This window comes from Rhodococcus sp. IEGM 1408 (assembly GCF_033142235.1).
GTDB lineage: Bacteria > Actinomycetota > Actinomycetes > Mycobacteriales > Mycobacteriaceae > Dietzia.
This window is the reverse complement of the sequence record NZ_JAWLRW010000001.1, coordinates 388,214-412,612: the sequence shown is the minus strand read 5'-3', so window position 1 is coordinate 412,612 and position 24,399 is coordinate 388,214. Positions and strand designations below refer to the sequence as shown.

23 protein-coding genes and 1 pseudogene are annotated in these 24,399 nt (G+C 68.5%); 16 read left to right on the top strand and 8 right to left on the bottom strand.

Translation table 11 applies throughout. The features are described from left to right. Nucleotides 1-63 precede the first annotated feature (63 nt). Entirely contained in the window at nt 64-1,068 is a 1,005-nt protein-coding gene (locus tag R4P08_RS01965) for an iron-containing redox enzyme family protein (protein WP_317812065.1), read from the top strand. Between the two features lie 48 nt (nt 1,069-1,116). Here the strand turns inward: R4P08_RS01965 and R4P08_RS01960 are convergent, their stop codons facing one another. The 5 genes from R4P08_RS01960 to R4P08_RS01940 all read right to left on the bottom strand — a co-directional run bounded on the left by R4P08_RS01960 (nt 1,117) and on the right by R4P08_RS01940 (nt 4,279). Continuing rightward, entirely contained in the window at nt 1,117-1,275 is a 159-nt protein-coding gene (locus tag R4P08_RS01960; RefSeq protein ID WP_317812245.1) for a CDGSH iron-sulfur domain-containing protein, read from the bottom strand. Nucleotides 1,276-1,315: 40 nt separating this feature from the next. Then, the gene (locus R4P08_RS01955) at nt 1,316-1,984 is read right to left on the bottom strand and encodes a HemK2/MTQ2 family protein methyltransferase (RefSeq protein WP_317812064.1); all 669 of its coding nucleotides are present in this window, start codon (nt 1,982-1,984) and stop codon (nt 1,316-1,318) included. Nucleotides 1,985-2,064: 80 nt separating this feature from the next. Further along, the gene (locus R4P08_RS01950; RefSeq protein ID WP_317812063.1) at nt 2,065-2,619 is read right to left on the bottom strand and encodes a hypothetical protein; all 555 of its coding nucleotides are present in this window, start codon (nt 2,617-2,619) and stop codon (nt 2,065-2,067) included. Nucleotides 2,620-2,642: 23 nt separating this feature from the next. Then, nucleotides 2,643-3,731 carry an inositol-3-phosphate synthase gene (locus R4P08_RS01945; RefSeq protein WP_317812062.1) on the bottom strand — a complete coding sequence of 363 codons (1,089 nt, stop codon included), beginning with the start codon at nt 3,729-3,731 and terminating at the stop codon, nt 2,643-2,645. After that, complete coding sequence (locus R4P08_RS01940) at nt 3,728-4,279, bottom strand: PadR family transcriptional regulator (RefSeq protein WP_317812061.1); 552 nt, start codon at nt 4,277-4,279, stop codon at nt 3,728-3,730. The genes R4P08_RS01945 and R4P08_RS01940 overlap by 4 nt, the downstream gene beginning before the upstream one ends. 262 nt (nt 4,280-4,541) lie before the next feature. Between R4P08_RS01940 and R4P08_RS01935 the strand changes: the two genes are divergently transcribed. The 4 genes from R4P08_RS01935 (at nt 4,542) to R4P08_RS01920 (ending at nt 9,189) form a co-directional block, all read left to right on the top strand. After that, complete coding sequence (locus R4P08_RS01935) at nt 4,542-4,940, top strand: DUF5318 family protein (protein WP_411741141.1); 399 nt, start codon at nt 4,542-4,544, stop codon at nt 4,938-4,940. A gap of 131 nt (nt 4,941-5,071) precedes the next feature. Beyond that, on the top strand, nt 5,072-7,333 hold the full coding sequence (locus R4P08_RS01930; protein WP_317812060.1) for a transglycosylase domain-containing protein: 2,262 nt from the start codon (nt 5,072-5,074) through the stop codon (nt 7,331-7,333). A gap of 30 nt (nt 7,334-7,363) precedes the next feature. Continuing rightward, on the top strand, nt 7,364-9,001 hold the full coding sequence (locus R4P08_RS01925; RefSeq protein WP_317812059.1) for a glycosyltransferase family 87 protein: 1,638 nt from the start codon (nt 7,364-7,366) through the stop codon (nt 8,999-9,001). After that, entirely contained in the window at nt 8,998-9,189 is a 192-nt protein-coding gene (locus R4P08_RS01920; protein WP_317812058.1) for a hypothetical protein, read from the top strand. Before R4P08_RS01925 ends, R4P08_RS01920 begins: the two co-directional genes overlap by 4 nt. Nucleotides 9,190-10,818: 1,629 nt before the next feature. Here the strand turns inward: R4P08_RS01920 and R4P08_RS18525 are convergent. Further along, nucleotides 10,819-13,110: pseudogene (locus R4P08_RS18525) on the bottom strand (hypothetical protein); the annotation flags it as partial. Between the two features lie 166 nt (nt 13,111-13,276). Between R4P08_RS18525 and R4P08_RS01910 the strand changes: the two are divergent. The 5 genes from R4P08_RS01910 to dnaB all read left to right on the top strand — a co-directional run bounded on the left by R4P08_RS01910 (nt 13,277) and on the right by dnaB (nt 17,521). Beyond that, a complete protein-coding gene (locus R4P08_RS01910) occupies nt 13,277-13,534 on the top strand; it encodes a LuxR C-terminal-related transcriptional regulator (protein ID WP_317812056.1) in 258 nt (85 codons plus the stop codon). A 141-nt stretch (nt 13,535-13,675) separates the two neighbouring features. Further along, the gene (gene rpsF / locus R4P08_RS01905) at nt 13,676-13,963 is read left to right on the top strand and encodes a 30S ribosomal protein S6 (RefSeq protein WP_317812055.1); all 288 of its coding nucleotides are present in this window, start codon (nt 13,676-13,678) and stop codon (nt 13,961-13,963) included. Between the two features lie 91 nt (nt 13,964-14,054). Next, nucleotides 14,055-14,633, top strand: coding sequence for a single-stranded DNA-binding protein (locus R4P08_RS01900; protein ID WP_317812054.1), 579 nt, complete (start codon nt 14,055-14,057; stop codon nt 14,631-14,633). Nucleotides 14,634-14,762: 129 nt separating this feature from the next. After that, complete coding sequence (rplI, locus tag R4P08_RS01895) at nt 14,763-15,215, top strand: 50S ribosomal protein L9 (protein WP_317812053.1); 453 nt, start codon at nt 14,763-14,765, stop codon at nt 15,213-15,215. 518 nt (nt 15,216-15,733) lie between these two features. Further along, nucleotides 15,734-17,521 carry a replicative DNA helicase gene (gene dnaB / locus R4P08_RS01890; RefSeq protein ID WP_411741134.1) on the top strand — a complete coding sequence of 596 codons (1,788 nt, stop codon included), beginning with the start codon at nt 15,734-15,736 and terminating at the stop codon, nt 17,519-17,521. A gap of 19 nt (nt 17,522-17,540) precedes the next feature. On the opposite strand, the gene R4P08_RS01885 is transcribed toward dnaB, so the two are convergent. Next, the gene (locus tag R4P08_RS01885; protein ID WP_317812051.1) at nt 17,541-18,221 is read right to left on the bottom strand and encodes a class I SAM-dependent methyltransferase; all 681 of its coding nucleotides are present in this window, start codon (nt 18,219-18,221) and stop codon (nt 17,541-17,543) included. 32 nt (nt 18,222-18,253) lie between these two features. Continuing rightward, the gene (locus R4P08_RS01880) at nt 18,254-18,757 is read right to left on the bottom strand and encodes a TetR family transcriptional regulator (protein ID WP_317812050.1); all 504 of its coding nucleotides are present in this window, start codon (nt 18,755-18,757) and stop codon (nt 18,254-18,256) included. Between the two features lie 115 nt (nt 18,758-18,872). Here R4P08_RS01880 and zapE point away from each other — a divergent pair, with 115 nt between their 5' ends. From zapE to R4P08_RS01850, 6 genes are all read left to right on the top strand, one after another. Then, nucleotides 18,873-19,739 (top strand): cell division protein ZapE, encoded by an 867-nt coding sequence (gene zapE / locus R4P08_RS01875; RefSeq protein WP_317812243.1) that lies wholly within the window; start codon nt 18,873-18,875, stop codon nt 19,737-19,739. A 344-nt stretch (nt 19,740-20,083) separates the two neighbouring features. Then, the gene (locus R4P08_RS01870; RefSeq protein ID WP_317812242.1) at nt 20,084-20,884 is read left to right on the top strand and encodes a metal-dependent hydrolase; all 801 of its coding nucleotides are present in this window, start codon (nt 20,084-20,086) and stop codon (nt 20,882-20,884) included. A 194-nt stretch (nt 20,885-21,078) separates the two neighbouring features. Then, on the top strand, nt 21,079-21,537 hold the full coding sequence (locus tag R4P08_RS01865; protein WP_317812049.1) for a nucleoside deaminase: 459 nt from the start codon (nt 21,079-21,081) through the stop codon (nt 21,535-21,537). Continuing rightward, a complete protein-coding gene (codB, locus tag R4P08_RS01860) occupies nt 21,507-22,835 on the top strand; it encodes a cytosine permease (RefSeq protein WP_317812241.1) in 1,329 nt (442 codons plus the stop codon). The genes R4P08_RS01865 and codB overlap by 31 nt, the downstream gene beginning before the upstream one ends. A gap of 432 nt (nt 22,836-23,267) precedes the next feature. After that, complete coding sequence (locus tag R4P08_RS01855) at nt 23,268-23,603, top strand: hypothetical protein (RefSeq protein ID WP_317812048.1); 336 nt, start codon at nt 23,268-23,270, stop codon at nt 23,601-23,603. A 124-nt stretch (nt 23,604-23,727) separates the two neighbouring features. Further along, complete coding sequence (locus R4P08_RS01850) at nt 23,728-24,312, top strand: GNAT family N-acetyltransferase (RefSeq protein ID WP_317812047.1); 585 nt, start codon at nt 23,728-23,730, stop codon at nt 24,310-24,312. Nucleotides 24,313-24,399 lie beyond the last annotated feature (87 nt).

The following is a 24,399-nucleotide window of genomic DNA, read 5'->3' as shown; positions in this document are numbered from 1 at the left end:
ATCTCCCCGGTCACCAGCAGGCCGCCGGTGGAGGCCCTGCGCGATCACGGGTAGACAAGAGGCATGACTGTCGCGACTCCTGAGACCACGACCCCGCAGATCGCCCCTGCGCTGCCCGCCTCCAGCGGGCCGCTGTCGGAGGCGGTTGTCACGGCGTTGTCGACGGGCCGGACCGATGGACTCCCGGCCGTCCCCGCGGACACCGAACCCCTGGGCCGGGACCTGCAGCTTGCGCTGTACACCCTCTACGAGCTCCACTACCGCGGCTTCGACGGCGTCGACGCCGACCTGGAGTGGGACCCCGAGCTGCTGCGGTTGCGGCGGGACCTGGAGGCGCTCTTCCTCGACCACCTGCGTGGAGCGGTCGAACCCGGAGACGACCCCGTCGCGGAGATGGACGCGCTCTCGGTCGAGGCGACGTCCGGCACCGGCCCGTCCTGGTACTTCAAGGAAGAGGGCTCGTGGGATCAGCTGTGCGAGTACTTCGCGCACCGGTCGCTGTACCACCTGAAGGAGGGCGACCCCCACGCGTTCACGATCCCGCGCCTGCAGGGCCAGGCCAAGGCGTCGTTCGTGGCCGTGGAGTTCGACGAGTTCGGCGGCGGCCGCGGCGAGCGCGTGCACCAGCAGCTGTGGGCCGACCTCATGACCGCAGCCGGGCTGGACGCGACATACCTGGGTTACCTCGACAGGGTGTCCGCGGAGACGCTCGCCACGGTGAACCTCATGTCGCTGTTCGGGCTGCACCGGTCGTTGCGCGGCGCCGCGATCGGGCACTTCGCCGCCATCGAGATCACGTCGTCGCCGGGATCAGCGCGGCTGGTCGCGGGCCTGCGCCGGATGGGCGCCCCGGAGGAGTGCGTGCACTTCTACGCCGAGCACGTGGAGGCCGACGCGGTTCACGAGCAGGTCATGCGCCACGACGTGGTGGGCGACCTGGTGCACCGGGAACCGGAGCTCGCGCCCGACGTGGTCTTTGGCATGCGCACGCTGGACTACCTCGACGAGCTTGCGGCCGAGAAGATGCTGGCCGCGTGGCGCCGCGGGGAGTCCTCGTTGCTGGTCTGAGCCCGGAGTCCGCTCCGCCACACGACCTGCAGCATGGCGAGGGCCGGCTCACTCCGGGTCGGTGGACCGGACCTTGCGTCGGTGGCTGGTGTCGCACAGCGGGTAGTTCTTGCTGCGCCTGCACGTGCACACGGCCACCATGAAGCGGTCCGAGCACACCCGGTCGCCGTCAGCGGTCACCAGATCCACCGGCCCCTCCACCAGCATCGGCCCACCGGGGACGATCCGGACCACCCGGGCCGCCCGCTCACCGGCGGTCGACACGGATCACCACCAGCTCCTCGGTCCGGCGACCGGGCTCGAGCAGTCCGGCCGCCTCGAGCCGCTCGGCGTAGTCGAGCATGACCGGGCCGAAGTCCACCACCTGGCTGGCGACCTGCCGCGCGTCGAAGCCCACGCCCTGGAGTCGACTGATGGTCTGCGGGGGGTCCGAGAACTCCGAGTGCACGATGAGCATGGACCCGCCGGGGGTCACCAGTTCGGGGGCCAGATCGCACAGCTCGTCCAGGACCACCCGCCCGTTCGCCCCGGCGTCCCATGCCCGGTTGGGACCGGTCCCCTTGAGGGGTGTGTCGGACGGGACGTAGGGCGGGTTGGAGATCACCACGTCAAAGGGTCCGGCCCGGCGGGCGTCGGCGAGGGTCCCCACCCGGGCGTCCACCCGGACCCCCGCGCGCTCGGCGTTGCGGGCGGCGCAGGCGACCGCGTCGGGGGAGATGTCGTACGCGAGGACCTCCCGCGCCCCCTTCAGCGCGGCCTCGATCGCCAGGATCCCGCTTCCTGTACAGATGTCGAGGACCCGCTTGCCCGCCACCAGGTCGACCTGATCCAGGGCCTCGCAGAGGAGCAGCGAGTCGTGCTGAGGTGCGTAGACACCGTCGTCGACCTCGATGTGGGCGAACCGTGTCTGGGTCATCAGGCCTCCGGATGAGGGGTCGGTCGGATGTTGCCCAGTCAATATACGTACTGGTCCGACTGCAACCGGAGTGGACGCTTCTACTGCCAGTAGAGCCCGCCGGGCACGTCCCCGCCGCCGGTGAGACGGCAGGTGAGGACCGCACCGTCCGGGGTGGTGACGCCCACCCCCTCCTGCATGCAGGGCCGGCCGAGCACCCCCGGGCCGGTCCCGTCCGGGCCCGCGCCGGGCTGCGGGAGCCACAGCGGGCCGGCCCCGCCCGGGTCCTCCAGGCAGAACAGCGGTGAGCCGTCGTCGGCCTGCGCGAGGTCGCCGACGAGCTGACACGGCCCCCCGGTACCCACCACGTTGGCGGGCAACGGGGCGGGTGGCGGCGCCGGGGCCGCGGGGGCCGCGGTCGAGGTGGGCACCGAGATCGCAGCGACGGTCTCCGTCGCGGGTGGGGTGGACGTGGGGGTCGACGACGACGAGGTGGTCACCTGCGTGGTCGGCGACGTGGCGGGTTCAGGCTCCCCGCCCCCCGAACATCCGGCGAGAGCGACTCCGGCCGCCATCGCCAGCGCGATGACGGCCGAGCCCCGGCGACCGGCCGCGACGTCTCGGGTGCTGATGTGGTCCGTCGCGGTGGGGGTCATACGTTCCTGTCTGCAGCGGGTGGTCAGGCCCCGATGATGAAGGTCTCGAGCTCGGCGCGAGCCTTGTCGTCGGCCATCTGGACCGGCGGCGACTTCATGAGGTAGGCCGACGCCGGGAGGATCGGTCCGCCGATGCCGCGGTCCTTGGCGATCTTGGCAGCCCGGACCGCGTCGATGATGATGCCGGCCGAGTTGGGGGAGTCCCACACCTCGAGCTTGTACTCGAGGTTGATCGGAGCATCACCGAACGCCCGTCCCTCGAGGCGAACGTACGCCCACTTGCGGTCGTCGAGCCACTCCACGTAGTCGGACGGGCCGATGTGGACGTTGCGGTCGTGGACCTTGTTCTTGAGCGAGCCCTCGAGGTTGGACGTGACGGCCTGGGTCTTGGAGACCTTCTTGGACTCCAGGCGGTCGCGCTCGAGCATGTTCTTGAAGTCCATGTTGCCGCCCACGTTGAGCTGGTACGTGCGGTCCAGCGCGACGCCGCGGTCCTCGAACAGCTTGGCCATGACGCGGTGCGTGATGGTGGCGCCGACCTGGGACTTGATGTCGTCACCGACGATCGGCACGCCGGCGGCGCGGAACTTCTCGGCCCAGACCGGGTCGGAGGCGATGAAGACGGGCAGGGCGTTGACGAACGCCACGTTCGCGTCGATGCAGCACTGCGCGTAGAACTTGTCGGCCTCCTCCGAGCCCACCGGCAGGTAGCTGACCAGGACGTCGACCTCGGCGTCGCGCAGGGCCTGGACCATGTCGACGGGCTCGGCGTCGGACTCCTCGATGGTCATCCGGTAGTACTTGCCCAGGCCGTCGAGGGTGGGGCCGCGCTGGACGGTGACGCCGGTCGGCGGCACGTCGCAGAGCTTGAGGGTGTTGTTCTCGGAGGCGTTGATGGCCTCGGCGAGATCCATGCCGACCTTCTTGCCGTCGACGTCGAACGCGGCGACGAACTCGACGCTGTTGACGTGGTAGTCACCGAACTTGACGTGCATGAGGCCGGGGACGGCCTGGTCGATCCGGGCGTCCTTGTAGAACTCGACGCCCTGGACGAGCGAGGACGCACAGTTGCCGACGCCGACGATCGCGACGCGCACCTTCTGGTCGGTCATTGGGGTTCTCCTTGTGATGGGTTCTCTGTGTGGATGAGTTCGTTGATCCAACGCAGTTCGCGCTCGCTGGTCTCGAGACCGAGCAGGGTGAGCTGCCGGGCGTAGCGCAGTTCGGTCGGGCCCGTGCGGGCGGCGGCGTCCCGCTGTCCCTCGCGACGCTCCTCGAGCACTCGTCGCCGTCCCTCCAGGAGGCGTACCCGGGCGGGCCCGGGGATGCGGTCGAAGAAGGCCAGGTGGACACCGAAGCCGTCGTCGCCGAACGAGGCGGCTCCCGGCTCGTCGAGCAGCGCGGACATCGTCTCCTTGCCGCCGGCGGTGATGCGGTAGGTCTTGCGACCGCGTCGCGCGGTGGCCGGCGGACGGGTGGCGGTGGCCGCAGAGGCGTCCTCGACGATGTCGCCCTGCTGCTGGAGGCGGCGAAGTGTCGGGTAGAGCGAGCCGAAGGACACGGTCCGGACCGTCCCGAGCATCTCGGACAGCCGCTTGCGCAGCTCGTAACCGTGCATGGGGCGCTCGTCGAGCAGTCCCAGAATGGCCAGTTCGAGCACTACACCTCCTCCTTCCCGCCTGTCATGCCTGCGGGTTTCCGCGACGGATACCGACAGTACACCTCCTGATGTATCGAGCCGATATACCGGCTCGTGGCATCGCCCCGACGGATCGCATCCGAGTCCACCCCGGTCTCTCCCCGGCACCCGGGGAGAGTCGTAGGCTTGCTGCGTGGACCAGGCCGACTCCCGCTACCCGACACCCGGTCTCCCACCGGGTCCGGAGGATCCCACCGGCCGCGACGCGCTGAGGCGTCGTCGGGTGGTGGACTTCGCGCTGCGTCGTCGTGGGGTCCTGGCAGAACTCCGGGAGGGTGCCCTCGGGCTGAACGAGGTGTGCGATGCGGACGTCTACCTCCTGCGCGCCGCCGGTTTCCACGGCGTCGTCACCGACACGGTCTGCCCGGTGTGCCGCAAGGAGAACCTCGCCGAGGTCTCCTGGGTCTTCGGGGACGACCTGGGCGCCGCGTCGGGCTCGGCGCGCGGTGCCGACGAGATCGAGCAGTTGGCCCTGACGCACGACGCCTTCACCGTCCACGTGGTCGAGGTGTGCCGGAGTTGCTCGTGGAACCACCTGGTGGAGTCCTACGACGTGGGACTCGAATCAGGCGAGGGCCGGCGGGTCCGGCGGGCGGTCCGGGAGCTCCGCCGACACCGCTGAGCGACGCCGCGGGAACACCCGGGGAGGTGCGTCGAGTTCAGGACTGGGGGCATTTTCGTACACAATGGTCGCCAGAGCACCGTCACCGGGGGACTCCCGGACGGCCGGACCTGCTCGCAGGAGGGTGGAAGATGTCGCAGAGTGAGAGGGCCCGTCGGGGAGTCGACGAGGACCGGGGCGGCTCCCAGCGTCCGCGCGGGTGGTTCCGGAGTCATCCGGTCTGGACGACGCTGATCCTCCTCGCCGTCGTCCTGGTGGTGATCCCCCTCGTGATCGTGGGGGTGACCTACAACCGCACGGAGATCCCGCGTCCCGGGAGCGTGGCCACCAACCAGATCTCGGAGATCTACCAGAGCGACGGCACCACGATGGTCGGCCGCATCGTCCCGCCGGAGGGCAACCGCACGCTCGTGGAGATCGACGCGATCCCGGTGCACGTGCGCAACGCCGTCATCGCCGCCGAGGACCGCAGCTTCTACACCAACGAGGGCTTCGACCCGACCGGCATCGGCCGCGCCGTGGTCGGCCAGGTCACGGGCAAGTCGGGCGCCGGCGGCGGCTCGACCATCACGCAGCAGTACGTCAAGAACACCATGGTCGGCGACGCGCGCACCTACGAGCGCAAGGCCAAAGAGATCATCATCGCCGCCAAGATGACCAACGAGTGGTCCAAGGACCAGATCCTCGAGGCCTACCTCAACACCATCTACTTCGGCCGTGGCGCCTACGGGATCGCCGCCGCGTCCACCGCCTACTTCAACAAGCCGGTCGAGAACCTCACGGTGGAGGAGGGCGCGATGCTGGCGGGGGTCATCCAGTCGCCGTCCGCGCTGGACCCGCTGAACAACGCCTCCGCCTCCGAGTCCCGCTGGAACTACGTCATGGACGGCATGCGTGACATGGGTGCGATCGACGCCCAGCAGCGCGGGATGGCGACCTTCCCGCAGGTCGTCGAGGACCCGCAGGCGGTCGAGCAGAACGTGGGCGATCCGACCAACGGTCCGATCCGCCGCCAGGTCCTGGCCGAGCTCGCCCAGGCGGGCATCGACGAGCAGATGCTCAACACCCGGGGCCTGAAGATCACCACCACGATCGACCCCACCACCCAGGCCGCGGTCGTGAACGCCGCGCGCACCAACATGCAGGGGGAGAACCCGGAGAACCGGACCGCCGTGGTCTCCATCAACCCCCGGACGGGCGGCGTGATCGGGTACTACGGCGGCGAGGAGGCCGAGGGCTGGGACTACGCCAACGCCCCGCTCCAGACCGGCTCGACCTTCAAGGTCTTCGGCGTGGCCGCGGCCCTGGACCAGGGCATCGGCCTGGGCACCCAGATCTCGTCGGCCCCCGTGACCACGGGCGACGTCACCGTCACCAACGTCGACGGCCAGTCCTGCGGGTCGTGTTCGATCTCGCAGGCGCTCAAGATGTCGCTCAACACCTCCTTCATCCGGCTCCAGCGCCTCCTGGACAACGGGGCGAACGACGTCCGCGACATGGCCCACCGGGTCGGCATCCCCAAGGAGATCCCGGGCCTGCCCTGGGAGACGCTCAGCGAGCAGGGCGAGGACCCCTACGACGGTCTGATCCTGGGTCAGTACCCGATCCGCGTGCGCGACATGGCCACCGGCCTGGCCACGTTCGCGGCCGAGGGCGTCCACCGGCCCACGCACTTCATCCAGAAGGTGGAGACCGCCGACGGCGAGGTGTTGCTGGACAGCACCTCGGTCGAGGGCGAGGAGGTCGTCAGCGCCGACGTGGCCAACAACCTCACCTCCGCCATGGAGCCGATCGCCGCCTATTCCAACGGGCACTCGCTGGCCGGCGGCCGGCCCTCGGCCGCCAAGTCCGGCACCACCCAGCTCGGTGACACCGGATACAACAAGGACGCCTGGTTCGTCGGCTACACCCCGTCGAACGCGACGGCGGTCTGGGTGGGTACGGACGAGAACAAGCCGCTGTTCAACTCCTACGGCGGCGTGATGTACGGCGCCTCAGTGCCCGCCGACATCTGGAAATCGGCCATGGACGGCGCGCTCGCCAACGCCCCGTGGGAGGACTTCCCCGAACCCGGGTACATCGGTGGTCAGGCCGGAACGTCCCAGTGGGAGTCCTCGGGCACCGGTTCGGGCACCGGCGACGAGACCGTCGCCACGGAGCAGTTCGTCCCGCAGACCAGTGCGGCTCCCGCGCCCGTAGCGCCCGCTCCCGCGCCCCAGGCCCCGGGCCCGCTCACGCTCAACGTCCCGGGTCTGCCGGAGATCGTGATCCCCGGAGCCGGGGCACCGGCGCCCGTCCCCGCGCCCGTCCCCGCGCCCGCCCCCGAACCGGCGGTGCCGGGCGGTGGCGGAGAAGCCGGCGGCGGCGGCACTGCGGGCGACGACGGCGCCTGAGGCGAAATGCGGTTGCACTAGGGTGTGACCGTGCAGAGCCCCGGCCGTATCTCCCCGCTGCCGCTCGACGACGATCTGCGTGTCCTCGGGCCGCAGGACCGGCTCCGCCCCGGCGACGGCGACGGGGCCGGTGACGGCGGTGGCGGTGGCGCCGCGGCGGCCCTGGACGCGTGGGGCGGGCCGGTCGGGCGACACGCGGCGGTGGGCCGCCAGCGGTTCTGGACGCCGCTGCGCGTGATCATGATGTTCGCGGTCCTGTTCCTGGCATTCGGGTTCTTCTCCAAGGCGGCCTGCCTGGAGACCACCACGCCGACCGACGGCTCGCAGCCCGGGCTGAACTGGGACGGGCAGCAGTACTTCAAGGCGTGCTACGCCGATCCGCTGCCCCTCTACTCCGCGGAGGGACTGGACACCGGGGCGCTGCCCTACAAGTACATGTGGGTCAGCGACGACGGTGTGGTGCGGTACATGGAGTACCCGGTGGTGTCCGGGATGTTCCAGTACGTCACCGCGCAGGCCGCCCAGGCCTGGCACGCCGTTGCGCCCGGCGGACCCATCGAGGTGGTCAAGTACTTCCTGCTGGGCTGCGTGATCCTGGCGTTCCTGTGGATGGTCGCCGTCTGGGCCACCTACCTCTCCGCGGGGCGCCGGCCCTGGGACACCCTGCTCATGGCCGCCAGCCCGCTGATCATCTTCCAGGCGTTCACCAACTACGACCTGATGGCCGTCGCGCTCGCGTCCACGGCGTTGCTGCTGTGGGCGCGGAGCAGGCCGGTCTGGGCCGGTGTCGTGCTGGGCATCGGCGTGGCGGCCAAGCTCTATCCGCTGTTCCTCTTCGGCGCCCTGCTCGTGGTCGCGATCCGCCGCAGGCGTTTCGCGGATCTGGGCAAGGCGGCGGCGGCCGCGGTGGCGGCCTGGCTGGCCGTCAACCTGCCCGTCATGATCCCGTTCCCCGAGGGCTGGAAGGAGTTCTTCCGCCTCAACTCGGTCAGGCCCGCGAACCCGGAGAGCATCTACGCCGTCGTCCAGACCCTCACCGGCTGGGGCGGCTTCGATGTCGGGCGCGCGGCGGGCGAGGCTCCCGCCACCCTCAACATGGTCTCCCTGATGCTGTTCGCCCTGAGCTGTGTGGCCGTGCTCGCGATCGGCCTCACCGCCGCCACCACTCCCCGGGTCGCCCAGCTGGCATTCCTCATCGTGGCGGCGTTCCTGCTCACCAACAAGGTGTGGAGCCCGCAGTATTCGCTGTGGCTGGTCCCGTTGGCGGTGCTCGCCGTCCCGCGCGTGAAGTTGCTGGTCCCGTGGATGGTCTTCGACGCGCTGCTGTGGGTGGCGCACATGTCGTACTTCCACGGTGTGGCCAACAAGGGCATCGGCCCCGAGACGTTCCACCCGCTCGTCCTGATCCGCGACCTGATGGTGGTGGCCATCTGCGCGGTGGTGATCCGCGAGATCTACCGGCCGCACCTGGACCTGGTCCGGATGACGCACCAGGGCACGCCCGGGGGGCCGGATCCGCTGGCCGGGGTGCTCGCCGACCCCGACGAACCCCTGATCGGAGCGCCAGCCGACCGAGGCACCCCGCCGGCCGACCGAGGTGCCCCGCCGCCCGACCGAGGCGCCCCGCCGCCCGCCCGGTTCCATGAGAAGGAGAACACCGTCCGATGAGCACCAGCGCCATGATCTGGATGTTCCTGTGCATCCTCGTCGGTTTCATCTGCATGGTCACCGCCGCCGGCGGATTCCGTGCGGGTTGGCGTCAGCCCGTGTGGATCTCCTGGACCGTGGCGGCGTTCCTCTTCCTCACCGTGATACCGGTGATCCTCTCGCTCACGATCGGGCTCCAGCACGGCTGAGGCGCCTCACCCGCACAGGTCGAACGGCTCGGTGTCCGGGAAGTGCTGCTCCCACTCCTCGCCGGTGAGTTGCACTCCGCCAGCGCACGACTCGCTCACCACGCGGTCGACGTCGAGTTGCCACATCCAGAGCGCCCCCTCCGCCCCCACCGCTAGCAGCGCGCCCGTCGGGGAAGCGATCCGCCCCTGGTAGAGCAGGGGGTCGGTGGTCGAGCCGAGGACCGCCCACGGCTCCGGGGCGCCGGGGTCGGAGACGTCGACGACGGTGACCTGCCCGGTGCTCGAGGTGAGCAGCAACCGGGAATCGTCGGCGGAGAACGCCGCCCAGTAGATCTCTCCGGGCGGCGCGGTGAAGGACGACAGTTCCCGGGGTGCCGCCGCGTCGGCCACATCCCACAACCGCACCGTCTTGTCCCCGCCGGAGGTGGCCAGCAGTGGTTCGCGGTGGGCGTAGCCCGCCGCCGGTGAGCCCCCGATCCCGGTGTCGAGCCGGTGCACGACCGTGGGCCGGCCCGGGTCCGCGACGTCGAGGATCACCGTCTCCGGGCCGAGGGTGGTCACGACGAGCTGCCGGGAGTCCGCGGAGAACTCCGCGACCACACAGGCGTCGGGGAGCGGGACGGTCACCCGGAGCCGCGGCCGGGACGGGTCGCTGACGTCCACCAGTCCGAGCTCCGGGCTGGTGTCGCTGCAGACGGCAAGGGTGCGGCCGTCCGGGCTCAAGGGAGTCGCGACCACGACCCCGGACGTGACGGGCAGCCTGGCCGCCGAGCGGGTGGCGGGCCCGAACGGGGCGGTGAAGATCTGGACGCCGCCGTCCGACAGCCCGGAATAGATGGTCCGTCCGTCCGGGGACATGGCCAACGAGCCGCTGAACCTGGTCCCCGGGTCGGGGACGACGCGCCCTGTCTCGACCGGGACCGTTCCCCTGGTGTCGACGACGGTGTGGTGCATTTCCGAGGCCGTCACGCCGAGCGCCCCGGTGGCCCGATCCGCGGACGAGGCGGTCTGGAAGATCGAATTGGTCTCCGAGGCGGCCCCCAGGCGGTCCAGGGGCCAGAGACGGACGAGGCCGTCGACGGAGAACGTGATCAGGTGGTGTTCTCCCAGGAAGCTGACCCCGGTGGCCACCTGTGATGCAGGGAGTTCGATCAGCATGGCCCCGGCGGGGTCGTAGACGCGGATCCGCTCGTCCGAGCCCGCCGCGGCCAGACGTCCCCGGTCGTCGTAGGAGACGTCGTTGACGTAGGCGTTCCAGTCCCCGAGCGAGGTCAGCGGTCGGGCTCCCGAGAGGTCGCCGCCCCGGAGCTCCCAGCGGTGCAGCGCGCGGCCGGTGGTCCCCGCCGCGATCTGGGTGCTGTCCCGATTCACCGCGACGGCCAGCGGGATGTTCGCCGCTCCGGTGTCGAGGGTGGGGCCGCGTCGTCCGGTCCCGTCGGCTCCGGCATCGAGGAGCGTCTTGAGGCCCGGGGTCCGGTTGGCCACCAGCAGGGTCGTCGAGTCGGGGAGCCACGCCAGAGACTCCACTGCCTTGGCGACCTCGCCGCCGGGATCGGGCGCGGCCACGGCGGCTCGGGGGTCGGTCACGGCGGGCAGGTCGCCCCGCCGCGCGACCGGCCAGCGCAGGACCCGGCCGTCCCCGGACCCGGCCGCGAGAGTCCGGCCGTCAGGGGAGAAGGCGACGGAGTGGAACGACACCGAGTCGGGCTCGAGGGTGGTGAGCGGCACGGGCGCGGCGGGATCGCGCACGTCGACCAGGTGGACCCCGCCCTGACCGGCGACGGCGAGGATGGTCCCGTCCGCGGAGAGGTCGGCGGCATAGAGTTCGCTCCGTCCGACCGCGGCCAGGTCGAGCGACGCGGTCAATCCGGTTCCTCCCTCACCGAACAGTCTGAGGGTGCCGTCGGCGCCGACGGAGGCGAAGGAGGAAGCCCCCGCCAGCGGCAGGACCCGTCCGGTACCGGGGGCGGTCTGAAACCGCAGGGGCACGTCGGCCCGACTCGTGTTGAGTAGCGCCGACCGCGCCTCGGCGGTGGGATGGATCCGGTAGGCGGCCAGCGCGAGGGCCCTCCCCAGTGCGGGGTCCCGGGAGAACGCGGTGGTCGAGGAGACCGCCCCGGAGCGGGACAGAGCGGTATCGCGGGTCGCCTCCGCGGTCGCGGTCGCGCGGAGCGCGAAGCCGCTGGCGACAAACGCCAGGATGGTGACCGTCGCGAGCGAGGCGGCGAGAGTGGTGAGCGTCCGGATCCGTCTGCGGTCATGGCGGCTGACCGATTCGTGATGATCGGCGGCCTCGTCCAGGAAGTCCTTCTCGGAGGGGCCGAGATGCACTCCCGATCCGTCCGCGAGGAGGTCGCGCCACCGGAGGTAGTCGGCCGTGGCGGAGGCAGGGGGAAGAGCGCCGTCACTGCGGCCGCTGTCCTCCCAGTCCGCGGCACCGGAGCGGACCCGTCCGAGGATCCGCAGCCCCTCCCTGTCCGCGTCGATCCAGTCGACCAACCGGGGCCACGAGGAGAAGAGGACCTCGTGGGTGGGGGTGACGGCCTCGCCGTCGACGGTGAGGAGCCCCGCGGCGGCAAACGGCGCGGCGACGGCGAGGAGGCTGTCGGAGAGCTCGGCGAGCGGGGCGTGGCGGCGGACCGTCCGGGCCGAATGGACGTCGACGAGGCGGAGGAAGAGTGCTCTGCAGTCGGCTCGCCCGGCGGGACCCAGTTCCTGGTAGACCGATTCCGCGGTCGCCCGGATCGCGCCCTCGACGCCCCCTGTGGAGTAGTAGTCGGCGACGGTGATGCGCCGCCGCCGGCTGCGTTCCCAGCAGACCAGGAGAACGTGGGACAGCAGCGGCAGCAGGGAACGTTCGTCCCCCGCGGAGTCCGCCGGGGACACGGTGTCGACCAGCAGGGTCACCAGAGAGGGTTCGACGGTGTATCCGAGGGAACGGGCCGGCTCCACGATGATCTCGGCGAGCGCCTCTCGACTAGGCGGGCCGATCACCACGGGATCGTCCAGAGACCCGCGCAGCACCGGGTCGGCCAGCGCGGACTGGAAGAAGTCGGCGCGGAGAGCGGCCACGGTGGTCAGCCCGGCCGCCGCGCGACCTGCCATCAGGGCGAGGACCTCGGCCCGTCGGGCTGCGTCGACGTGGCCCGCCCAGATCTCCTCGAGCTGGTCGACCACCAGGAAGTCTGCGGAACGGGCCGGTTCGGCGTCCACCTCCGCCGGATGCATGATCAACACCGACGATCCGTCGGCGGCCCAGCGTGGCGCGACGCCGGCCGCGAGCAGAGACGACTTGCCCGACCCCGAGGCCCCCACCACAACCAGGGGCCGGGTCCGCGCCGCGGCGGCCCTCCTGAGGATCTGATCGATCTCGGCCCCGCGACCGCGGAAGAGGGCGGCATCGGCGGTGACGTACGGGCGCAGTCCCACATAGGGGCTGCCCGTGTCGTCGGGCTGGGGGACGGCGGGTCGCGCCGGGGTCGCCTCAGCAGGGACCACCTCGCCCGGGGCGGCGTCACCCGGACCCCGACCGGGGCCCCGACCGGGATCCCGACCCGGATCCCGGGTGCCGACCACGTTCTCCTTCCGGCGGCCGAGACGACGCGGACCGGGACGCGAGCGGATTCGTTCGACGGCCGCGCGCCACTCGTCGGCATCCTCGGAGGCGCCCAGGAGACCGAGGACCGTGACGAGAGTCGCCTCGCTCGAGCGGGTGGGAACGTGCTGGCCGGAGAACCATCCGGAGGCGGTGCCCAGCGAGAGTGCGGGTACCTGCCGGACAACGTCCCGTACCGACAGGCCGGCGGCCACTCGGAGTTCTGTGAGGGCCGCCCCGAGCTCTTCGCGGGTACGAAGCTGAGAGGGGACTGATGATGACCCGGGAGCCGGTGGTGGCTCAGAAGTGGTGTCCACGGTAAACATCGTACGGTCGAACCCGTCCCGTACGGGGCGGAAATCCCGCTGTAGTGCAGCGTTTTCTGCCGAGAGCTCAAGGTGGTCGTACGGAGTCGTACGGACAACTCCTGCGGGCTAGCCGTTTAAAGGCAGTCGTCCAGAATGAGTTCACTCTCACCTGACGGAGGACGCAGTGACATCAACAATCCAATCGCACGCCGCGGAGCGGCCGGCCCTGAGCGACCGCGAGGTCGAGGTGCTGATCGCCTGGCTCGCCTCGGACAGCAAGCGGGAGGTCACCGAACGACTGTTCCTCGCCGATTCCACCGTCAGCACCTACATCCAGCGGGTGCGGTCCAAGTACGACGCGGTGGGCCGGCCGGCCAGAACCAAGGTGCGGCTGCTGCTCCGGGCGGTCGAGGACGGGTACATCCGGCTCGATGACCTGTGACCGGGCCCGGTGGTCGGACCTCTCCTGATTTCGTTCACCGAGCTCATGCGGGGTAGCCTTACCGGGTTGCTGACGCAACGACCCTCCTGCCACGGAAATTCCGTGGCCGAATCTGTAGTCCACAGGAGGTGATGAGGTCCCATGCGTCAATACGAAGTAATGGTCATCCTCGATCCGAGTCTCGACGAGCGCACCGTGGCGCCGTCGCTGGACACGTTCCTTAACGTGATCCGGCAAGAGGGCGGTTCGGTCGACAAGGTCGATGTCTGGGGAAAGCGCCGCTTTGCCTACGAGATCAACAAGCAGACCGAGGGCATTTATGCCGTCGTCCAGATCAAGTCCAACCCGGACGCGGTCAAGGAGCTGGATCGTCAGCTCGGTCTGAACGAGAGCGTCGTCCGCACCAAGGTGCTCCGCGCCGACAAGTGACCCGGAGTCGCCGGCTGCCCCGGTAACCTGGGCGCGGTCGGTCGACTAGCCGATCACTATCCACCTCAGCTTCAACACGGAGGACAAGCGCATGGCACAGGGCGACACCCCCATCACCGTGGTCGGGAACATCGTCGCGGACCCCGAGCTCCGGTTCACGCCGTCGGGTGCCGCGGTGGCGAACTTCCGGATCGCCTCGACGCCACGCCGCTTCAACTCCCAGACCAATCAGTGGGAGGACGGCGAAGGCCTGTTCCTCACCTGCAACGTCTGGCGCCAGGCTGCCGAGAACGTGGCGGAGTCCCTGCAGAAGGGGATGCGCGTCGTCGTGACCGGACGTCTACGCCAGCGGTCGTACGAAACCCGTGAGGGCGAGAAGCGCACGGTCTACGAGGTGGAGGTCGACGAGGTCGGCCCGTCGCTGAAGTACGCCACCGCCAAGGTGACCCGCACCAACCGCGAGGGCGGCGGGGGCGGTTCCCAGGGCGGAGGTCAGCAAGGCGGCGGTCAGCAGGGCGGCGGATTCCAGTCCGGCGGCCAGGCCCAGGGTGGCTTCAGTGGCGGCCAGGGTCAGAGCCGTGGTCAGCAGAACGACGACCCGTGGGGCAGCGCCCCGCAGGCCGGCGGTTCCGGTGGCTTCGGCGGCATGGACGACGAGCCCCCGTTCTGACCAGTTCTGATCTCCGGGGCAAGTGCCCCTCGGGGTGCGCTGAGCGCCCCGCCCCATAAGCATTAAGACATGACCTCGCGAGAGTCTGGCCCTGGTCGGCTCGTCGGAGGAAAGAAAGGTAGACGGATCATGAAGCTGATCCTCACCGCCGACGTCGACAAGCTCGGAGTTCCGGGCGACATCGTCGAGGTCAAGGGCGGATACGGTCGTAACTTCCTGCTCCCGCGCGGGTTGGCCATCACGGCCACCCCGGGCGCCGAGCGCCAGATCGACTCCATCAAGCGGGCGCGCGACGCCCGTGAGGTGCGCGACGCGGACCACGCCAACGAGCTCAAGCAGAAGCTTGAGTCGCTCGCTGACGTCAAGGTCCCCGTCAAGACCTCTGATACCGGCAAGCTGTTCGGCTCGGTCACCGCGGGCGACGTCGCCTCCGCGATCAAGTCCGCCGGTGGACCGGCGCTCGACAAGCGTTCGGTTCAGATGCCTGCTGAGCACATCAAGTCGACCGGCGCCCACAGCGTCGTCGTCGACCTGGGACATGACACCACCGCGCGCGTCGCGGTCGAGGTCGTTCCCGCCTGATCGCTCGCGTTGGGCCCCGGTCGTCACCACGACGACCGGGGCCCTCGTCGTGGGAGCGGGGACACACCCGCCGAGTTGTGGACGGGCTGTGGATAACAGCACAAGCTAATTACACGGATGTCGGGTCCGGACGAGTCCCCGTTCATCTTTCGTTATCCAGGACGATGCCGATGTCGGCATGGTAACCGGAGTACTCCACCGGCCCGCTGACCTGCGAAGATACCGGTGACCAGCGGTTATGCTCAAATTCGCCTGGACTTTCCACCGGTTGTCCACAGTGAGACGGGTATCGGCCCTGCGTAACAATCATTCATCCACAGTTGTCCACAGAAGCCGACCAGCGATTGTGGATAAGCCTGTGGATAACTCGGTGTCCGACAGCCGGGCGTGTCGCGGCGGTGCCCTACAGTGGTGGGGTCGCGCGGACTGGCGGGGCGGCCCGGCGAGCACGACACGCGTGAGGCGTGGAGCGGAGAGAGGAAGCCATGGCGCAAGGGGGATATAGCGGTCCCAGTGCGATGCCGCCGCCGGACGAGGGTGGCAGCACCGAGTTCGGCCGGACTCCACCGCAGGATCTCACCGCGGAGCAGTCCGTGCTCGGCGGCATGCTGCTGAGCAAGGACGCCATCGCGGACGTGGTGGAGGAGATCCAGCCCGGGGACTTCTACAAACCCGCGCACCAGGCGATCTACGACGTCGTCCTGGACCTGTACGCGCGCGGTGAGCCCGCGGACGCCGTCACGGTCTCGGCAGAGCTGGAACGCCGGGGCGATCTCCGTCGTGCCGGCGGGGCTCCGTACCTCCACACTCTGATCTCGACCGTGCCCACCGCCGCCAACGCCGGCTACTACGCGAAGATCGTGTCGGAGAAGGCGATCCTGCGCCGTCTGGTCGACGCCGGGACACGGATCGTCCAGTTCGGCTACTCGGGGTCCGAGGGGGCCGACGTCGCCGAGGTCGTGGACCGGGCGCAGGCGGAGATCTACGAGGTCACCGAGCGTCGGACCACCGAGGACTACGTGATCATCGAGGAGCTCCTGCAGCCCACGATGGACGAGATCGACGCCATCCACACCGCCGGCGGCCTGAGCCACGGCGTGCCCACGGGCTTCGCCGACCTCGACGCCATCACCAACGGGCTGCACGGCGGGCAGATGATCATCATCGCCGCCCGCCCCGGTGTCGGAAAAGCGCTGGCGCTGGACACCGTGCTCCCGACGCCGGACGGCCAGACCACCATGGGCGAGGTAGCCGTCGGGGACCGGGTCCTGGGCGCCGACGGGCAGCCGACCGACGTCGTGGCCGTCACCGAGGTGTGGCAGGACCGACCGTGCTTCACCGTGCGGTTCAACGACGGCGCGGAGATCGTGGCCGACGCCGAGCACGAGTGGCGCATCGAGATGGGCGGGACGCAGCAGGTCGTCACCACCAAGTCACTCGAGACGCTGATGCTGGTGAACGACTTCGGGATGGTGGTTCCCGAGAATCCGGGCTCCGGCCGGCCCGAGCGGTTGATCATCGACGTGCGTGTGGCTGAGAGCGTTCCGGTCAGGTGCATCGAGGTAGCCGCCCCCGATCACCTGTACCTCGCCGGGCCCGCCGCGATCCCCACGCACAACTCGACCATCGGGCTCGACATCATGCGCTCGTGCTCGATCAAGAACGGGCTCACCTCGGTGTTGTTCTCGCTGGAGATGAGCAAGACCGAGATCGTGATGCGTCTGATGAGCGCCGAGGCTCGCGTCAAGCTGTCCGACATGAAGTCCGGCAAGATGACCGACGAGGACTGGACGCGGATGGCCCGGCGGATGGGCGAGATCTCCGAGGCGCCGTTGTTCATCGACGACTCGCCCAACCTCACCATGATGGAGATCCGCGCCAAGGCCCGCCGGCTCAAGCAGAAGCACGACCTGCGGCTGATCGTGGTGGACTACCTGCAGCTGATGTCCTCGGGCAAGAAGGTCGAGTCGCGTCAGCAGGAGGTCTCGGAGTTCTCCCGCCAGCTCAAGCTGTTGGCCAAGGAACTCGACGTGCCGCTGATCGCGATCTCGCAGCTGAACCGTGGCCCCGAGCAGCGCACAGACAAGCGACCCCAGGTCTCCGACCTCCGTGAGTCCGGCTCCCTGGAGCAGGACGCCGACATCGTCATGCTCCTCCACCGGCCCGATTCCATCGAGCGCGACGACCCGCGCGCCGGCGAGGCCGACCTGATCCTCGGTAAGCACCGTGGCGGGCCGACCTCCACCATCACCGTGGCGCACCAGCTCCACTACTCGCGGTTCGTGGACATGGCGCGGGGGCTGTAGCTGCAGTGGCGCCAGCAGTTCACCCGCGATGGTGTGCGTCGAAGTCGCCGCCGGAGCCCTGTACCTGGCTGTGGCTCAGCCGATCACCAGGGCGGTAGGCGGCCGTCGGGTCCCTATCCACGACTGCAAACAGCGCAGCGTGCGGCCGCTGCCCGGGATCGAGTCGATGTTCCCGATGGGTCACTGTGAACCCTGCACGGTGGACGGTGTTGATCATCGTGTCCAGGGGCCAGTAGAAGGCGGGTGCCACTGCATGGGTGAACTCCTCGATTCTGTCTCCATCGAAGAACGCAAGCAGTAGACGACCTCTTGGTGCCAGGGCCCCACGCATCGTCGCCAGCGCTTCGGGCACGTCCGCGGGGTCTAGGTGGATCAGCGAGTACCAGGAGAAGACTCCACCCAGGGGGTACGGGAGGTCGCTCAAATCGCCGACGGTTCCTTGTCGAAAGGGCACCTTCGGGTAGGTGCGCTGTGCGTGGTCGATGAACTCTGGCACCGGGTCGATTCCTTCGGCAGTGACGCCAAGCCCTGCCAGGTAGGCGGTCCAGTGTCCGGGACCGCATCCGATGTCGACTACGCGTCCTGTGCAGCCGCGAGCCCAGAAGGCAACCATCGCTCGGTCCTCAGGTGCCGTCGTGTCGATGTTGCCGAGCAGGTCGATGTACTCGTGTGCGCGGGCGGAATACGCCGAATGCACCACGCCTGCGTTACTCGGTTTGCGCGACCGCCTGTTCATGCCGGGTCAGCGAGAATCAGCTTGCGCAGAATGTGTCCTTCGAGGCGGTCAAGTAGGTCAGATGCGCCGACTTCAGGTTGCGGGTGCGCTCGCGAGCGCAGCAGTGCCACCGCGCCTTCGAGGGAGAAGAGGCACTCAGCGAGCCCAGTCCGCTGTTCCACTCCGCAATCGGCGTCCAGGGCCAGGGCGAGTCGCGCGCGGACGTGGTCTCGCCGGGAGGCGGCAAGGTGCGCAAGGTAGGTGTCGATCACGGTGTCGGGGTCCTCCCCTGCGTGCCGGGCCAAGAGGTCGTGGAACACCGCACGCGACTGCGCAGCGAGGAACTCGGCGACGCCGGCAATGAGCGCGGCGCGGGTGCGGTAGTAGTACGAGGTCGATCCTTTGGCTATGCCGAGCTCTGCGTCAATCGCCTGGTGGGTGAGGGCATGGCTTCCGCCTCGGGCAGCCAGCGCGATAGCGGCCTGACAGATCTGGTCACGTCTGGATAGTCGCTCGGGCACTAGCCCAGCCTACCGTCAGACCCTCTAGGAAGCTAGAGTCTCAGGTGTGTGGACACCTTCGGCGGGGACCCGATCGGCTGGCGCTATCGAGCTCACCGCACGCCAGCACACTGTGATGGTTTCGATGGGCGGCCGCGACCACGTCTATGTCTACGGGCCCCCTGGTAGTGGGAAGACGACATTGCTCGACTCGGCCCATAGCGAGGCGCCAGAATCGGTGCGGTGGCACTGCGCCGAGTTCTTCCGCGCGGTCCACGCTGAACTACCCGGACATGGGCGCGACCTGGAGACAACGGTACGAGCACTGACAGGTCGGGCTCGTGCAGTGTTCTTTGACGAGTTTCACGTCCACGATGTCGCCGATGCGATCTACCTACATCGTGCGTTGACCTGGTGGTGCGCGCATCGGGTACGAGTGATTGCCACGTCGAACTATGTGCCCGAAGAGCTTCTGCCAAACTCCCTCCTACATGCCGCGGCCGAGCCGGTTATAAGTCTCATTCGGTCGAGGTTCGCAGTGATTGATCTCGATGAGGGCATCGACCACCGCGCCACCGCGACCGGCAGCGAGAAGGGCTTCACGGCGGGAGGATGGTTACCGCCCCTCTCGCACAAGCCCTCGACCTCATCACTCACGCTGGGAAACCGAAGCCTGCCTGTCCTGTCGCAGCCAATGGGAACGCGAACAATAGAGACGACCTTCGCCGCGCTCTGCGAGCTGCCGTGGTCGACCAGTGACTACCTCACCCTCCTCGCTGACCGAAGCCCTCTTGTCATCCATGACGTTCCGCACCCTGCACAAATCGGTCGGGAACCAGGGCAGCGCCTGGCCAACCTCGTTGACGTCGCGTACGACGTTGATGCCCCGCTGACGATCCATTCCCCGGGAACGCCCGACGACCTGGCCGCCTCGGCGTTTCCACCACTAGATGTCGCCAGAACCGTCAGCCGTTTGCGCAGCCTGCGCGCCTCTCATCACTGACGCTCTGGCCGATCAGGCCCCACGTGTGGCGGACAGCGCATTCGTTTACACCGCGGGCCGCGACCGGGAAAATGTCGTACCACTGGCGGACACGGCGTCGTGTCGGTTGCCGAACAAGTTGTCAGCCCGCCACTTTCGGTGTCAGTAAATTGCCGCTGGGTTGTCAGTGCAAGGTCGGCCAGGAGGCCCGGTAAGTGGCGTCGTGAGATCAGGGTCAGAGTTCGCCAGTCACTGGCCATCGGGTCGACTGAAGATAGATTCCATCGTTGGCGTAGCCGCTCTGGTTGAGGACATCTCCTCCGGATCCGGAGGCGAGTTTCGGTGGACAGTAAGGTGTGCTGCACATGGTTATGGGACCTACGCACGCGATGAGCGGCGCCGGCGCGGGGCTGGCTATCGGGGCTTTTCTCCCCGTGGAATGGGGCGGGGCCACCTCGGCGACCGAGGTGTTCGTGTTTGCCGGTGTCACTGCCGGAGCGGCGCTTCTTCCGGACCTCGATACGGCGCAGGGCACGCTGGCTCGCAGCTTCGGGCTGGTCTCGAAGGCCCTCGCTCACATCACTGAGAGCGTCTCGAAGACCATCTACAAGCTGACGATGACTCGCAAAGACGCCCGGATCAACAACGGGCACCGCACCGCGACCCACACGTTGTGGTTCGCACTCCTTGCGGGTGCCGGCACCGCCGCCCTCGTCTCGGCGTACGGCAAGAACAGCGCGATCGGGGTGCTGTTCTTCATGCTTGGCCTGGCGATCCGCGGCCTGGCACCGAACTGGGCCAAGAAGCAGGATTGGGTCTACGTCACCGGACTCTCGTTGGCGCTTGCGGTAGCAGTGTGGTTCGCACTGCCAGCTTCGGCTGGCAGTGCAGCGCTCGGCGCAGCTGTCACTGCTGGTGTCGTGGTGCACATCCTCGGCGACATGATCACTAAGCGGGGTGTGCCTCTACTCGGCGGTGTCGTCAGCATCGGAGGCAAGCGATGGTGGAACTTCCGCTTGCCGGGACCGCTGCGGATCCGCGCAGGCGCTGGCATGGACAAATTGTTGGCCGTTGCCTGTACCGCCGTCACGGTGGTTCTGGCCTACTGCGTGGTGCGGGCGCCACACCTGATCGGCGCGCCCTGGGTGGCCGGCACCGTCATCTGAGTAACGACTAATCGTCCCGAAAGCCGAGCATCGGATTCGACGGCAATCTCATCGGTACCTCGTCCGGAACCGGTCCGTTCATCACTGGATTTCGTTGTCGGCCGACACGGATTGCCTTACTCGCCGGCCCGTGAAAGGCCGAGGTTAGGGTTGTGGGTCGCACCACTCTCGCCCGGAGGAAGAAGTCACCCGTGATGACAGCGAACAACGACCGCAAGTATCTCGACCTGGCCATCGAACAGGCCAAGATCGGCTGGGAGGAAGGGGGAGTGCCCATCGGAGCAGTTCTCGTCCACGACGACGAGGTTCTCGCAGTGGGACGGAATCGCCGCGTCCAGATGGACAGCGCCATCCGACACGGCGAGACCGACTGCATCGAGCGAGCCGGTCGACTGCCGGCCGAGATCTACCGCAACAGCGTGCTCTACACGACACTCTCCCCGTGCTTCATGTGCGCCGGAACCGCAGTGCTCTACGACATCCCCCGCATCGTGGTGGGCGAGAATCGGTCCTTCGAGACCTCCGAGGGCTGGCTCCGTTCACGCGGGATCGTCGTGGACGTCCTCGATGACCCGGAATGCCGGGCGTTGATGACGAAGATGCTCCACGAGCGGCCCGAGGTCTGGGCCGAGGACATCGGGGAAGTCTCCTGACCACCACGCGTCAGGTCTCCTCTGACGACAGCGAGCCCGCGGTCGACCCTGACTACCCGATCACCCCGGTCCCGGCCCATGCCCGGAAGTCGTTCTTCTCCCTGGCCGTCGTGCTGCTGGGTTTCACCATCTTCACACCGACGATGCTCGCCGGTGCCACGCTCGGACGAGCGTTCTCGTTGCCAGACCTACTCCTGGTAATCCTGATCGGCTCGGCCGTGCTCGGTGCCTACGTCGCTGCGCTCGGTTGGATCGGCAGCCGCACCGGGCTGACCACAGTCGTAATGGCGCGCTACAGCCTGGGCACCAAGGGCGCGAAGCTGGCTTCCGTACTCCTCGGGGGCACGCAGATCGGCTGGTACGGCGTGATCATCGGCACGATCGGCAGCCTCACCGCCCAAGCCCTCGAGTGGGACTCGTACCCGGCCAGGGCTGCGGTCATGATCGTGGCCAGCGTATTGATGTGTGCCACCGCCTGTTACGGCTACCGCGGGATGTACTGGATCTCGCTCATCTCAACCCCGCTCATCATCGTCCTCGCTCTCTGGGTCACTTCCCGTTCCCTCAACGAGGTCGGTGGCTGGTCTGGGTTGGCCGCCATCGAGCCATCGACGTCGATGACCACCGCAGTAGCGGTCACCACCGTCGTCGGCACCTTCGTCTCGGCCGGCACCCAGGCTCCAAACTGGACTCGCTTCGGGCGGACCGGCGCTCAGGCCGTCTGGGCCTCCCTGATCGGCTTCCTGATCGGGAACGGGGCGATGATCCTATTTGGAGCAATCGGTGCGATCACTTATGGCGAAGGCGACTTCGTGCTCGTGCTCTTCCAACTCGGCCTGGTCGGCTGGGGCCTTTTCCTCCTCTTCGGGAACCTGTGGAAGAGCAATGCCGACACCGCTTATGCCTTCGGTGTCGCAGGGGCCGAGCTGTTCCACAAGCCCACCAAGATCCCCTTCATCGTAGGAGGATCAGTGATCGGCACGGTGCTGGCACTGGTGGGCGTCCAGGACCATCTCGTCGACTACCTGGCGCTGCTCGGCATCTTCATCCCACCGCTGGGCGGCGTGATCATCGGCGACTTCCTGGGCCGTTGGCGTAAGGGCATGGCCGAAGGCGCCGATCTTCCAGGGGTCAATGTGGCGAACCTGACGATTTATGTCGCTGCCAGCTTCTCGGCCTGGCTCTCAGCGCAACTCGAGTGGGGCATCCCGCCGGTCATCGGCATCGGGATCGCGTCGGTGGCCAGCTACGTCATCAGCCGGGTGCTCACCAAAGGGCCCCGAGATGCCGTGGCGTGAGGTCCTGTCAGGCACTGACGCCGCGTTCAGGACCTTGCTGTTGGTCTGAACCAGCTCACCCTCGCGTCCCGAGTCAATCCCTCCGCCGTCTGGTACGGCGAGGGACTCGGGATCGCCGCGCAACTGGCCGACGACGACGAGTTCTTCACACCAGTCGAGGCTCAGACTCTCTCGCTACCTTGCCCAGGACGAGGAGACCCCTGGCCTCAGGGCGATCCGCGCCGAGGAGAACGCCCGCGGTCTGGATCAGTGGCCGCGGGCCTGCATGCGCCGAGAAGTGTGAGGTGAGGGCCGCCGCCACCGCGGGGGCCTGATCGTCCGCCCCCAGATCACCTGCCGGCGCGTGTCGACCCGAACGGGGGCCGCCCACACGGGACCATGAACCTCGGACGTACGCAGCAAGTTCACTCACCGATCACGATGTAGGGGCCCATGTCTGACATCTCCAGCCTTCGCCAGAACCTCGAGGCTTCGCAGGACCAGTTCGAGAACTTTCGGGTGTCCGTGACCCCGATCATCGAGGATCGGGGCGTCGGTGAGCTCACCCGAGCCCTTCATTCGATCCTTCCCGACCTCGCATTCCACGAAGGGCAGGCCGCCGCGGCGGGGACCGGGTTGGGGCACCTGGACGCGGGAGACGACGTCTCGGTGGTGTCGAGAGCGCTGGCTACCGGGCTCCTCGAGCACCAGGCCGCCCGGCAGAGCAACGACTTCCTTGCAGGCTTCGCCAAGGTCCTCGCCACCGTGAACCGGGCGGCAGCCCGGTAGCCCGGCGGGGCACGCGGGAGGTGGCCCGTCGTCGGGATAGACACCCGAGCACTCGGTTTGTGAGGATGGTCGCGAAGAACACCCCTGCCTACGTCGTCGGTTTGGTCGGCCGGAAGAGGGCGCGATGATGATCGAGGTACGCCCCGCCGAACGGTTCGACGACGTGGCAGTCCTCCTGGGACCCAAGAAGAACCCGGACGCCTCGGTCTGCTGGTGTCTGAGTCATCGCCTCGACTCCAAGACCAACGCCGCTCTGGTCGGGCCCGCTCGTGGAGACTACGTGCGCGAACTGTGCGGTCGGGACGTCGCGCCGGGCGTGCTCGCCTACCTCGGGGACGAGCCCGTGGGGTGGGCGGGGGTCGCCCCGCGCCGCGAACTTCCGGTCGCGCGGTCGCGGGTGGTGCCGACCGTGGACTCGCAGCCGGTGTGGTCCATCTTCTGTGTCCGGGTGCGGCCCGGGTATCGGGGCAGGGGGATAGCCCACCAGCTCGTCGCGGGAGCGGTCGAGTTCGCTCGCGAGCACGGAGCCCCCGCTGTCGAGGCGGTCCCCGTCGACAACGGTGCCGGAAAAGTGGATCTGACCATGGCCTTCGTCGGATTCCGCGCCCTGTTCGAGCATGCGGGCTTCACCAAGGTGGCTGATACGGCGTCCGTGGCGGCGGGCTACCCGCGGATCGTGATGAGACGCCAACTCTTACAAGAGACGTAGCTGACTTATGGCCGCGCGAAGAACGAGTGTAAGGACGGAAGCCCCCTGACCAGTACATATGTCGCTCTCGTTCGCCCCTCCGAGGTC